The organism is Paractinoplanes polyasparticus (genome assembly GCF_019710575.1).
Taxonomy (GTDB): domain Bacteria; phylum Actinomycetota; class Actinomycetes; order Mycobacteriales; family Micromonosporaceae; genus Actinoplanes; species Actinoplanes polyasparticus.
In genome coordinates this window covers 140403-153284 of sequence record NZ_JAHWFK010000005.1, presented here as the reverse complement: position 1 = coordinate 153284, position 12882 = coordinate 140403, and the positions used below count along the sequence as shown (strand labels likewise).

At 69.5% G+C, this 12882-nt stretch carries 10 protein-coding genes; 7 read left to right on the top strand and 3 right to left on the bottom strand.

What is annotated here, in order from left to right:
• Positions 1 to 182: 182 nt before the first annotated feature.
• A complete protein-coding gene (locus KXC43_RS07970; protein WP_221375318.1) occupies positions 183 to 1265 on the top strand; it encodes a hypothetical protein in 1083 nt (360 codons plus the stop codon).
• Positions 1266 to 1270: 5 nt separating this feature from the next.
• On the opposite strand, the gene KXC43_RS07965 is transcribed toward KXC43_RS07970, so the two are convergent.
• Positions 1271 to 2761 carry a non-reducing end alpha-L-arabinofuranosidase family hydrolase gene (locus KXC43_RS07965; RefSeq protein ID WP_221375317.1) on the bottom strand — a complete coding sequence of 497 codons (1491 nt, stop codon included), beginning with the start codon at positions 2759 to 2761 and terminating at the stop codon, positions 1271 to 1273.
• A gap of 261 nt (positions 2762 to 3022) precedes the next feature.
• Between KXC43_RS07965 and KXC43_RS07960 the strand changes: the two genes are divergently transcribed.
• The 6 genes from KXC43_RS07960 (at position 3023) to KXC43_RS07935 (ending at position 9435) form a co-directional block, all read left to right on the top strand.
• Positions 3023 to 4486: a sigma-70 family RNA polymerase sigma factor gene (locus KXC43_RS07960; protein ID WP_221375316.1), complete on the top strand. Its 1464-nt coding sequence runs from the start codon at positions 3023 to 3025 to the stop codon at positions 4484 to 4486.
• 68 nt (positions 4487 to 4554) lie between these two features.
• On the top strand, positions 4555 to 6816 hold the full coding sequence (locus KXC43_RS07955) for a putative bifunctional diguanylate cyclase/phosphodiesterase (protein WP_221375315.1): 2262 nt from the start codon (positions 4555 to 4557) through the stop codon (positions 6814 to 6816).
• 113 nt (positions 6817 to 6929) lie between these two features.
• Positions 6930 to 7142 carry a hypothetical protein gene (locus KXC43_RS07950; protein WP_221375314.1) on the top strand — a complete coding sequence of 71 codons (213 nt, stop codon included), beginning with the start codon at positions 6930 to 6932 and terminating at the stop codon, positions 7140 to 7142.
• Positions 7142 to 7963 (top strand): HEAT repeat domain-containing protein, encoded by an 822-nt coding sequence (locus KXC43_RS07945; protein ID WP_221375313.1) that lies wholly within the window; start codon positions 7142 to 7144, stop codon positions 7961 to 7963. The genes KXC43_RS07950 and KXC43_RS07945 overlap by 1 nt, the downstream gene beginning before the upstream one ends.
• Before the next feature lie 94 nt (positions 7964 to 8057).
• The gene (locus KXC43_RS07940) at positions 8058 to 8504 is read left to right on the top strand and encodes a pyridoxal-phosphate dependent enzyme (RefSeq protein WP_308129004.1); all 447 of its coding nucleotides are present in this window, start codon (positions 8058 to 8060) and stop codon (positions 8502 to 8504) included.
• Positions 8505 to 8601: 97 nt separating this feature from the next.
• Positions 8602 to 9435, top strand: coding sequence for an SAM-dependent methyltransferase (locus tag KXC43_RS07935; protein ID WP_221375312.1), 834 nt, complete (start codon positions 8602 to 8604; stop codon positions 9433 to 9435).
• A 114-nt stretch (positions 9436 to 9549) separates the two neighbouring features.
• Here KXC43_RS07935 and KXC43_RS07930 read toward each other — a convergent pair whose 3' ends face one another.
• Together KXC43_RS07930 and KXC43_RS07925 are read right to left on the bottom strand one after the other, a co-directional pair.
• Positions 9550 to 11415, bottom strand: coding sequence for a hybrid sensor histidine kinase/response regulator (locus KXC43_RS07930; protein WP_255643702.1), 1866 nt, complete (start codon positions 11413 to 11415; stop codon positions 9550 to 9552).
• A 104-nt stretch (positions 11416 to 11519) separates the two neighbouring features.
• Entirely contained in the window at positions 11520 to 12809 is a 1290-nt protein-coding gene (locus KXC43_RS07925; RefSeq protein WP_308129003.1) for a hypothetical protein, read from the bottom strand.
• Positions 12810 to 12882 lie beyond the last annotated feature (73 nt).

Here is a 12882-nt window from a genome sequence, read left to right as displayed (position 1 = left end):
GGAATGTCCGCGCCGGCCCGCCGTCGATCAAGCGGTCCAAACCCTAGCGCCGCATGATCGACGGCACCAGTCGTCAGACGTATCGGCGGTTCCAAAGTAGATCACAATATGATCGACATCCCGGCGACCTGGGACGTTGCGGTCATCGACCTGGGGCCGGACGTAGCGGAAGATGGTTAGCCGTGAGCACCGGGGCCGCCGTGGCCTTCGTCGCCGTCGTGGCGGCGCGGTTCCTGCTGCCGTTGGCGATCCCGTATTTCCCGCTGCCGGCGGTGATCGGCTGTCTGGTGCTCGACGGCGTCGACCAGACGATCTTCCAGGCGTTCGGCTACGACCCGCCGGGTTACCAGTCGTACGACAAGGCCATGGACGTGTATTACCTGGCCATCGCGTATCTGTCGACGCTGCGCAACTGGACCAGCGAAGCCGCGTTCCGGATCTCGCGGTTCCTGTTCTTCTACCGGCTGGCCGGCGCGCTTCTGTTCGAGCTGACCGGGATGCGCTGGCTGCTGCTGGTCTTCCCGAACGTCTTCGAATACTTCTTCATCGCGTACGAGACCGTCCGCTCCCGCTGGTCCCCGCTGACCTTCCTGGTCAGCTGGTGGCTGAGCCTGGCCGGCGTGATCTGGGTGGTCGTGAAGCTGCCGCAGGAGTGGTGGCTGCACGTCGCGCAGCTCGATGTCACCGATCAGCTGGCCCAGCACCAATGGGTGATCGGCTTGCTCGTCGCCCTGGCCGCCGGGCTCGCGGTGCTGTTCCAGCGGGTGGTGCGGCCCCGGCTGCGCCCGGCCGACTGGGACTGGCGTATCAAGCCCGAGCCGCTGCCCGAGCAGATCGACGAGGCGCACGAGCGGGAGGCCTGGCGCGGGAGGTACGACGCCGTCTGGTCGCGCAACACCGGAGAGAAGGTGCTGCTGCTCGGCCTGATCTGCGCCATCTTCGGCGAGATGCTGCCCGACTACACCGGCTCGGTGAGCAACCTGTTCGCCGGTGTCGCTCTCGTTGTCGTCCTCAACACCATGGTGTCGCTGGCCATTGCCCGCCGGGCCTGGACCATCAAGACCATCGCCGCCACGTTCGCCGCCCGGCTGGCGTTGAACATCGCCTTCGCCACCGTCGCCACCTGGATCCTCGACAACCAGATCGACGGCTGGGACACGCTGTTCTTCCTGACCATGATCTCGCTGATCACCACGCTGCACGACCGCTGGCGGCCGATCCACGAGTTCCGTACCCGTGAACCGGCCGCCGGCCGCTTGGCCTAGAACCGTCAGCGCTGCCGGGTCAGCAGGCCGGGACGGTAGGGCAGCAGGCCGTAGTCTCCGCCCGAGCTGGGGGAACGGCCCTGGTAGAGCAGCTGCAGGTTGCACGGGTCGATCGTGTTCGTCTGATCCGCGCTGGTGCGCAGCAGCTCGCCGTGGCTGATGTCGTTGGTCCAGGTGGCCCCGCTGTTGGCCTTGCCCGCGAACGGGTTGTTGTAGGTCGCCGCGTTCGGGGTCCAGGTGCCGCTCAGGCTGGTCGCCGTGAACGAGCGGAAGTAGCGCTCCCAGGAGCTGGTCCTGGCCTCGACGATCATCAGGTACTGGTTGCTGCCCTGCACCTTGTAGACCTGCGGCGCCTCGAACAGGTTCTCCGAGGTGTCGCTCATGATCGTCGTGTAGTTGGAGCCGAAGCTGCCCGGGAAGTTCCCGATCGGCATGATCTGGCGGTAGATCTTGCCGTTGTCACCGGCGAAGAACAGGTACATGTTCTGGTCGTCGCCGATGATCGTCTGGTCGATCACGCCGGTGCTGGAGCCGGTGATCGTCGCGGTCGACAGGGGTTGCGGGGCCGACCAGCCGTTGGCGTTGGCCGGGTTGGTCGACGTGCGGTACGAGAACGACGTCGGGCCCCACTGGTGGGCCAGGACCCAGATGTTCTTCGGCGCGAAGTAGAACAGCGACGGCGCGACGGTGCCCTGGCTCATGGTGTTCTGGCTGGCCGAGCCGAGCTGGCTGAGGTTGTCGACCAGACCGAAGTTCATCGAACCCCAGCCGCCGGTGGCGCTGCTGCTGTGGGTGGTGGCGTACACCAGTTGCTTGCCCTGGTAGGGGGCGATGGTGAAGTCCTTGAGGGACGCCCACCCGGACTTCGGCTGGGCCAGCGGGCCGGTCGACGACCAGCGGTACGACGAGGGCAGGCTGCAGGATCCGCCCGGTGGCGTCGTCGGCGGTGTGGTCGGGGTGCTGCCGACCCGGGCCAGCTGCCACTGCTGGTTCGTCCCGCCCCAGTCGTCGTACTGCACGACGTTGGCGCCGTCGGTGGTGGCGGCGCCCTGCACCTCGACCGCCTTGTTGCTGTGGCGAGCGATCAGGCGGACGTAGCCGCCGTCCGAGTCGGCCAGCCGGAACTGCTGGTTGGTGCCGTTGCCGTCGCTCCACTGGTTGATGGCGGCGCCGTTGGCGGTGGACGCTCCGGCGACGTCGAGGACCTTGCCGCTGAGCCGGGATTTGAGGCGGTAGTAGCCGCCGCCGGAGTCGACGAACTGCCACTGCTGCTGGCTACCGTCGTTGCGGGCCCACTGGGTGATCCGGGCGCCGTCGGTGGTGGCCAGGTTGTAGACGTCGAGAGCCTTTCCGCTGTTGCGGTTGACCAGCACGTACGACGCGCTGGTGTCGACGGTCGCGGCCGAGGCGGCCGGGGCGGTGACGACGGCGGCGACACCGCCGGCGAGGGCGGTGACCGTGACGACCAGCGCCGAGATCAATCGGCGTCGGGGCATGGCGTGCTCCTTCGATTCGGGGGAGGGACATTCTCTGTGAGCGTTAACATTCAGCGCCGACCGGAACGGAAAATAGGTCGAGGGGATGTCGCGAATGCTGCCAGAACATTTCGGCCGGTTCAAGACGCTTTGCCGGGACCAATTACGCCGTACCGGCGTAACACTTTTTCATCTTCTTGAATGCGTCGATCCCCTCTCTTACGATCCGGTCGCGGGTTGGTGAGCGCTCACCCCGCCCCGGCGCAGGAAGGAGGGCACCCGATGGCTGGACCTCGGCCCGTCCGCGACGACGAGGTGGTGCTCGCGGCCCGGGCCGGCGACCGCGAGGCGCTGAACGAGCTCTCCCGTCGCCATCTGCCGCTGGTCTACAACCTCGTCCGCCGGGTGCTGCACGACGACGCGCAGGTCGACGACGTGGTGCAGGACGTCATGGTGCGCGCGCTGCGGCAGCTGGGAGACCTGCGATCGCCGGGCAGCTTCCGGTCGTGGCTCACGGCCATCGCCGTCCACCAGGTCGGCACCCATGTGGCCCGCGAGAACGCGGTGGCCGGCCGGGCCGCCCCGCTGGAGGCGGCGGACGACCGCGAGGACGCCGCCGCCGAGGTGGAAGGGCCGGCCGTCCTGCGGGCGGCGCTGTCCGGTCAGCGCCGTCAGGTGCGGCACGCGACCGCCTGGCTCGGCGCCGAGGAGCGCACGGTCTTTTCGCTGTGGTGGCTCGAGTTGGCCGGCGAGCTCACCCGGGCCGAGGTCGCGGCCGCCCTGAACGTCAGCGTGGCTCACGCCGGCGTACGCATCCAGCGCATGCGCGAACAGCTCGCGACCAGCCGCGGCATCGTCGCGGCGCTCGAGGCCGTGCCCGGCTGCGAGGTGCTCGGCGCGGCCGTGGTCGACTGGGACGGGACGGCGAGCCCGTACTGGCGCAAGCGGCTCGGCCGGCACGTGCGGTCGTGCCCCGTGTGTGCCCGCGCGACCGGCGAGCTGGTCCCGGACGACCGGCTGTTGCTGACCCTCGCGCTGCTCCCCGTGCCGATCGCGCTCACCGGCGCCGCTCTGGTCAATGCCGCCGCGTACGGCGAAGCTGCGACAGCAGCCCTGGCCAAGACGCTGACCGCCGCCTCGTGGGCGGGCCGCGCAGTGCATGCGGCCGCCGCGCATCCGCTGGTGGCCGTGGTGGGCGCGAGTGTCCTGGCCGTCGGCGTCACGGTGCCCGCGACGGGCTGGGCCACCGGGACGCAACCCCCTCCGGGTGCTGCCGTGGGGTCGCCGCAGCCCCGGACGTCCGCGGGACCGCTGGCCCCCGGGCCGGTGTCGCTCGAGTCGGCTGCCGCGCCCGGTCGCTTCGTGGCCGTCTCCGGCGACGAGGGCGTCCTCGAGAAGGTCGGCCCGGCCGACGCCCCCGCCGACCGGCAGCGAGCCACCCTCCAGGTGGTGCCGGGCCTGGCCGACCCGTTGTGCGTGTCGCTGCGCGGTTCCGGCGGCCGGTACCTGCGTCACCAGAACTTCCGCCTGCGGCTGAGCGAGGACGACGGCACTGTCCTGTTCCGGCGCGACGCGACCTTCTGCAGCCAGGCCGGCTACGTCCCGGGCGGCATCTCGCTCGAGTCGTACAACTTCCGCGGCTTCTTCGTCCGCCGGGTCGGCGACAAGCTCGGGATCGACCAGTTCGACGGCAGCGCCGAGTTCCGGGCCGACAGCTCGCTGTTCGTGCGGCCGGGCTTGATCTGACGTTTTCCTTCAGCTCGCCGGATTTCCGGCCGACTTGCAGAGGTCGGAGAGCTGGGTGGGAGGTTCGGGTGAAGTCGCTGCGGCGGGACGCGGTCCTGATGGCGCTGGTGGCCGTGACCGTCACCGGGTTGGTGCTGTTCGCGCTGTTCGAGGGCGACCCGCACCGCCAGTCACAGGTCTTCTGGTGCGCGCAGGTGCCGATGGACGCCGCCCTGGCGTACGGGGCCTGGCGCCTGCGCGCTCTCGTGCCGCACTACCGCAGGTTCTGGACGGCGATCGCCTTCGCCGGTTCCTCGTTCACCGTCGGCGACGGCTTCCAGGCCGGGTACGTCCTGCTGCATCCGGCCACCGCGTCGCCCACCGGAACCGCCGTGCAGTCGGCGTTCTTCATCGTCGGCATGTTGAGCAACGTCCTCGCCTGCCTGCTCTTTCCCCACGGTCTGCGCTCGGCCCGCGAGCGGCTCGTGTTCTGGCTGGACGCGACGACCGTGCTGGTCGGCGGGGGCGCCATGGCCTGGGTCTTCGCGGTCTATCCGGTCACCGCTCCGGCCGACCGGGTCACCGCCAGCATCACGGCCGCCCTGGTCGTGGTGGGTGCCTTCGCAGCGACGAAGGCGGCGCTGGTGCCCCGGCCGCCGATGGCCCGGATCGCGGCCTGGCCGATGGTCGCGGCGCCGGTCGTCCAGGGCCTCGTGGCGTTCCTGCCCGGCCCGTTCCAGGCTCAGGACCGTTCGTACGTCTTCATGGTGCTGCTGCTGCCGTCTCTGCTCATCGCGATCGGCCCCCGCATCCAGGAGGGGGTGGTGCGCGCCGACGGCCCGACGCCGGCGGTCAAGCGCAAGCCCTACAGCCTTCTTCCGTACGGAATGATCGCCGTGACCTTCGCGGTGTTCCTGATATCGCTGCCGGACGGCGTGTCGACCCGCTTCTGGGGCGCCACCACAGGTGTCGTCGTCATCACCGCGCTGGTCGCCGCGCGGCAGCTGATCGCCTTCCAGGACAACGTGCGCCTGATCCGGCGCCTCGACGTCGCGCTCGACCACCTCACCGACCAGGAGGTGTTGCTGCGCGAGCAGGCGTCGACCGACGGGCTCACCGGGCTGGCCAACCGGACCCACTTCACCGACCGGCTCCAGCAGCACCTGGACGCCGGCCGGTCGCCGTCCGTCCTGCTGATCGACCTGGACGACTTCAAGACGGTCAACGACACGATGGGGCACGCCGCCGGCGACGCGCTGCTGGTCGAAGTGGCCGAGCGGCTGCGGGCCACCGTCCGCGCCGACGACCTGGTTTCCCGACTCGGCGGCGACGAGTTCACCATCCTGCTGCCGGGCACCGGGCCCGAGGACGCGCGCCGGATCGCCGATGAGCTCCAGTCGGCACTGGCCGGGCATACCCGGGCCAGCATCGGCGTGGCCTGGGCCCGTCCCGGCGACGAGCCGGCCACCCTGCTCAGCAACGCTGACATCGCGATGTACGAGGCGAAGCGGCGCGGCAAGGGCACGTCGGTCAGCTTCAGCGACGAGATGGGCGCCCGTACGGCGGCCGACGCCGAGATCATCCGGGACCTGGCGACGGCGGTCGACGCCGGTGAGCTCACGCTCGTCTACCAGCCGATCGTGTCGCTCGACGACCTGCGGATGACCGGCGTCGAGGCGCTGATCCGCTGGAACCACCCGACCCGCGGCCCGGTCTCGCCGGTCGAGTTCATCCCGCTCGCCGAACGGTCCGGGCACATCGTGGCGATCGGCGCCTGGGCGCTGCGCGAGGCGTGCCGGCAGGTCGCCCGGTGGCGGGCCGACTTCCCGGGCGCCCGGCACCTGACCGTCGGCGTGAACGTGGCCGGCCGCCAGTTGCGCAGCCCCGGCTTCGTCGACGAGGTGGCCGCGGTACTGCGCGACACCGGCCTGCCTCCGGGCCGGTTGAGCATCGAGGTCACCGAGACCGCGGTGCTCGACGACGAGGAGTCGTCCGCGGCGCTCCTGGGCCTGCGCGCCCTCGGCCTGCGGCTCGCACTGGACGACTTCGGCACCGCCGCGTCCTCGCTCGGCCTGCTGCTGACCGTCCCGGTGACGACCCTGAAGCTGGACCGGTCGTTCGTCGAGTCGATCACCACCGTCGGCCGGCAGGCGGCCGTGGCCAACGCGGTCAGCCAGATGGCGACCGCGCTCGACTTCTCCTCGGTCGCCGAGGGCATCGAGACCGAGGAGCAGCGCGAGCTGATCCGGAGCCTGGGTTACGAGTACGGCCAGGGCTATCTGTTCGGCCGCCCGCTGCCCCCGAGCGAGGTCGTGGCCCGGCTGGAAGCGCTCGACGGCGTAGTGGTGTGAGCGGCGCGCGGCTGGTCACCGCTTCGTGCGGGACTTCGCGCTGGGTTCGCCGGGGAGTGACGTCAGGCCGGTATCCGGTGAAGGCGGGCCCCGCGGTCGTTACGGTGACCACTGTGAAGTCCGCTGACCTGCCCCACGGCACAACCGCCCACGACACCACCCTCGACCGCTGGTACGTCAAGAAACTCGCCGGAATGTTCCCCTGGCGGGCGGCCAACGGAGAGAAGCTGACCGAATACGAGGTTGACAATTTCCTGCGATCTGGTCGAATTGCCGTCATGTTGCCGGACCAAGAGCCCATGACCCGGACCCGCAGCCTCAGGTGATGACCTCTCCTGACCTGCAGGGCCTTCGATCAGGCGACCTCGAGACCCGCGAAGCGCACGTGCATCAGCTGCTCGACCGGGCCCGCGAACACGGCGACGAGTCAGCCGTCGCGGCGCTGCACGCCCTCGTCCGCTACTACCGGGACTATCACCGGTCGCTGTACTCACGGGCGATGAACCAGGCCGCCGTCTTCGCCGACCCCGGTCTGGAAGAACCGTTGCTGGCCGCGCTGGGCGACACCCGCTACAACTGCCAGGCCTGGGCTGCGATGGGTTGCGCCGCCATGGACATCCGAGCCGCGGTACCCCAGCTCATCAAGCTGCTCGACCACCCGCAGTGGATCGTCCGCGACGAGTCGGTGACCGCGCTCGGCCGGCTCGGCGACGCCTCCGCCGTCCCCGCCCTGCAACCGCTGCTGGCCGACGAGGCCGACTGGCTCCGCCAGCGAACCGCCGACGCCCTGGCCCGCATCGGCGGCGACGCGGCGCTGGAGGCGCTCTGGCACGAGTTCGAGCACCGGCGTTTTCCCCGCATCGGCTACCTCGCGAGCACGCTGGCCCTGTTCACCCCGGCGGTGATCCCCCGCCTGCTGACGGCAACCGAGAGCGCCGACCCGGATCAGCGGTACTGGGCCGCCGTCGCCCTCGGCTCATCCGGCGACGACCGCGCCGTACCGACGCTGGAGCGGCTGATGGCCGAGGACCGGGGGACGACGGTGTTCGACGGCGAAGTGCGCGTCGCGGCGAAGAAAGCCTTGCGCACGCTCCGCCGCATCCAGGCGGCAATCGCGGAACGGTCCCGAAGCCGGAGGGTAGATTGACCGACCGTGATCCGGACCCGACCCGATCTTGACCGGATCCGCGCGGCCCGCGAGGTGATCGACCCGGTCTTTCTGGACTCGCCGCTGTACCGGTGTGACGCGCTGGGAAGCCGGCTCGGCTGCGGCGGTGGTGTGCGCCAGCGCCGGCAACCTCGGTCAGGCGCTGGGTTGGTCGGGCCGCTGCCGGGGAGTGGACGTGACGGTGGTGGCACGGCGCCTGGCGCCGGCGGTCAAGCTTGAGAGGATCCGCTCCTTCGGGGCGCACCTGGAGCTGGCGGACGGCGACTTCGAGACGGCCCGCGAACGGGCGGCGACCATCGCCCGTCGGCGGGGCGTCCGGCTGGTCGAGGACAGCCTCGATCTCGAGACCTGCGAGGGCGCGGCGACCATCGGCCTGGAGCTGGTCGTCGAACCGTCGGCCGCCCTCGGCGTCGCCGCCGTCCTGGAAGATCCGGACCGCTTCGCCGGCCGCCACGTGGTCACGATCGTCTGTGGCGGCAACGTCGACCTGGACGCCTACCACCGTTGGGTCGCCCGGTGAGCGCGGACCAGCAGGCCTCGACCCGGCCGCAGCCGGTCTCTAGGATCCTGCGGTAGCCGACCCGGCCCGCGGGAGGCCGGTGAAGGAGATGTCACGGATGTCCGAACAAGACGACCTGGATCCCGGGGCCCGGATCGACCTGCGCACCGATCGCCCGCACCCGGCCCGGGTGTACGACTACCTTCTCGGCGGCAAGGACAACTTCGCGGCCGACCGCGAGGCGGCCCACAAGGGCATGCAGGCCAACCCGGACAGCCGGATCCCACCGCGCGAGAACCGGCTGTTCCTGCGCCGGGCGGTGCGGTTCCTGGCCGAGCAGGGCATCGATCAGTTCCTCGACATCGGGACCGGGATCCCGAGCGCGCCGAACGTCCACCATGTCGCCCAGGCGATCAATGCCCGCGCACGGATCGTCTACGTGGACAACGACCCGATCGTGCTGGCCCACGCCCGTGCGCTGCTGACCAGCCATCCCGACGGCAAGACCGACTACATCGACGCGGACCTGCGCGACGTCGACACGATCCTCGGCTCGAAGACCCTGAGCGACACTCTCGACCTGGACCGCCCGGTCGGCTTGCTCCTCATGGCGATCCTGCATTTCATCGGCGACGAGCACCATCCGGGGGACATCGTCGACCGGCTCCTGGCAGCGTTGCCTGCAGGCAGCTACCTGGCGTTGTCGCACCTGACCGGCGACTTCCGGCCGGAGGCCTGGGAGCACGTGACGGAGGTCTACCGCCGGCAGGGCGTCACCATGAAGGTCCGTTCCAAGGAGCAGATCGGACAGTTCTTCACCGGCCTGGAGATGGTGGAACCCGGACTGCAGATCCTGCCCGCGTGGCGACCGGATCTCGGCGAGGCCACCGATCAACCGCCGCCCTCGGACGGGCAGGTCTCGGTCTACGGGGCGGTGGCCCGCAAGCCCTAGCGCCGATCGTCGACCGCCGGCCGGCGTCAGGTCCGTACCCAGCGGGCGACCAGCGCACCGATCTGCGATTGACCCCGGGCACCGCGGCCGAGGGAGACCGCGCGCAAACGAAGATCAGACGCGTTCGGTGGCCAGCTGGTACATCTCCTTGAGGAAAACATGACTCTCGAACGGCTTGCGGATCAGCGGGGCGTCGGGCGGCAGTTCCTGACCGCCCGGTGCCGGGCCGCTGGTGTAGCCGGACATGAAAAGCACCGGCAAATTTGGCCGGTCTCGTCGTAGCTCTGCGAACAGCTGGGTGCCCGACATGCCGGGCATGATCACGTCGGTGACCAGCACGTCGAAGGCGAGCGCACCGTCGCGGCACATGCGGAGAGCTTCGGCGGGGTGCTGAGCGGCGAAGACCTTGTAGCCCCCTTTCACGAGCAGCCGGCAGACGATGTCGCGGACCGCTTCCTCGTCCTCGACGACCAGGATCCGCTGGCCGTTGCCGGTCAGGGCGGATGCCTCCGGTAAGGCCGGGCTGACGGTGGGCGCGTCCTCATCGCTGGCGGGCAGGCGGACCCGCAGAGTTGTGCCACCGCCCACCTTCGACTCCAGGCTGATCGTGCCGCCCGCTTCGGTGACCACGCCGTACGTGGTGGCCAGCCCCAAGCCGGTGCCGCTGCCGCGGCCCTTGGTCGTGAAGAACGGCTCGAAGGCGCGTGCCAGGACCTCCGGCGTCATGCCGCTGCCGGTGTCGGCCACCGCCAGGCTGACCAGCTTGCCGCCTTCACCGCCGTGTTCGAGGCTGGTGCTGATCGTCAGCCGGCCCCCGGACGTCATCGCGGCACGGGCGTTGAGCACCGCGTTCATCAGGACCTGCTCGAACTTGCTGCGGTCCATGACCACCGGGGGAAGATCCGGGGCCAGCACCGTGGAGAGCTCGATGTCCTCGCCGAGTGTCCGGTCGAGCAGCAACAGCATTTCCGCCGTGACGGTGTTGAGGTCCAGCAGTTCCGCTTTCGACGGTTCGGAGTGGCTGAACAGGAGCAGTTGGCGGGTCAACGCGGTGCCCCGGGCCGCAGCCTGTTTGATACTGGCCGCGTCCGGCCGGCTGGGATGGTCGTCGCCGAGCTCGTCGACGAGCATGTCAGCGTATCCGGAGATCACCGCGAGGATGTTGTTGAAGTCGTGGGCGACTCCGCCGGCGAGTTGCCCGAGGGAGTCGAGCCGTTCCGCTTGGCGCAGCTGTTGTTCGAGTTGGGAGCGTTCCTGTTCGGCGGCCATCCGTTCGGTGACGTCGCGCAGGATGCCCTCGACGGCGACGAGTTCGCCGGCATCATCGGTGACCGCGCTGGCTCGCTGCTCCATCCAGACCACCTCGCCGTCGCGGCGGCGCAGACGGAAGGTGGTGGTCCCGGAACGGGGCGCCTGCCAGGACTGCTCGAACATCCGCCGGTCCTCGGGCTCGATCCGGCTCACGAGCAGCTGGGGATCGGCGTAGTAGTCCTCGGCCGCGAAGCCGGTGATCGCCTCGACGGCTCGGCTCAGGTACTCCATCGCCGGAGCTGAACCCAGCCGGTACCGGAAGATGATGTCCTGGGCGTGTTCAGCGAGCAGGCGGAACCGTTCCTCGCTGTCACGCAGCGCGGCTTCGGCCCGGCTGCGCTCGGTGATGTCGGTGGAGATGCCGGCTACCGCGTACGGAATGCCGTGCTCGTCGATCAGAGGAAACTTGACAGTCAGGTAGGTCCGCACGCCGTCGTCGCCGGGCACGGACTCCTCCCGCTGGATCGGGACCCCTCCGGCCAGCGCCTGCCGATCATTCTCACGAAACGCGTCAGCGACCTCGCGGGGGAACAGGTCGTGGTCGGTGAGCCCCACGATGTCCTCGCGACGCAGGTCGAACAGCCGTTCATACTCCCGGTTCACCAGCAGGTATCGCCCGTCGGACTTCCGCATGTAGATCACCGCCGACGTGTGATCGATCAACGCCATCAACTGGTCGTGGCCGACCTCAGGCGTCGGCTGACGCGCGCTCTGATCTCCTCCGGCTCCTGTCGGTGCTTGCACTCGGCTGCCGTCTCCTTCGTCCGTTGCGCTCATCCGGTCAGCTCCAGCACGACCGGCGCGGCCTCTGCTCGTCGGCGGTCTACTTGCGCGAGGGGCGTCCTTGCCGGGCCATCAGCGGTCAACACCGGGCGGAGCGCGGCCAGGGTGTGCCGCTGGCGGGCGCGGGTAAGGCGCTCCAGGAACGACTCGGTCATGCCCGTGGTGCCGGCTCGGTTGGACACCAGATGCCGGTCACCGAGTCCGGCCCGGTCGCGCAGTCGCTGCGGATGAAAGAGGTAACGCTTGCTCAGCATCAGGTGCGCGCCGGAGACCTGGGCATGCATGGCGAGCAGCCGGTACCAGTCGATCAGCGCCGGATACCGGGCGACGAGCCGCCGTAGCTCCGCGTCGCCGGAAAGTCTCAATGCGGACTCGTCCCACCCGATCTCGCCGAGCAGTCGCTGCGGCAGCGTCGGAGCGGACATCAGGCCGCCGATGTCGGCGCGTTCCTGTTCGAGCAACGCCGGGAACAGCCGCTGGGCCAACCGGTCGTAGCCGGGCTCGGCGATTCCCAGCAGGAAGTCACGTTTCAGCGCTTCCGGGTCCAGAGCGCCGCTGGGTGGGATGTCATCCGGTGTCCAATGCGCGGCGAACTGCCGGAACACGTCCATGAACATCTCGGCGGCCATGGTCTGGTCCGGCGGCGACGCCGCGAAGTCGAGGAGTAAGCGGCGCAAGGCGCCGAGCAGAACTGTGGCTTCCCGGACCCGGTGACGGGCATTCTCGCCGGTCAGGTCGGCGTCGTCGCGCATGAGGGGCAGCAGGGTGCAATTGACCGCGAGCTCGATAGCTTCCCCCTGCTTGACCAGGAGGAAGAAACGGTGCTCACCGGGCGTGCCGGTATAGCTGCGGATATGCCCGTCGTCGAAGACGCCCGGTAGTTCAGCCACGACCTCACCGCTTCGGCGTACCAGCACTGTGCCGACATTCCACCGCACCAGTGAGGCGTAGCTGTCACGTTCGTAGTGACCGGCGCCGGTCTGATCCGCCAGGGCCGCGAAATAGCGCCGGAACGGAAGCCGATCATGGCCGACGGCCAGCCCGGCGAACGCGCGTTCGGGATGCTCCGTGCCACCGGGACTGCGTTCTTGATAGTGACGAGCAACCGAGGCGCCGACAAACCCCAGATGCACCACGAGCCGCTGAGCCTCCACCGGCGTCAGCCGGTTCACATCGGGCAGATGGTGCAGGACGTGCTGGCGTGACTCGGTGACCAGTACCTCGAGCGGCGCGTGATCCTGCAGAATCGCCTCGTTGAGCCGGGGCAGTTCGTGCAGCACCCAGTCCCCGACCTGTTGCGGAACCATCCGGACCATCACCTCCGCGAACACCTCCCCTTTCTGTTCGGCCCGG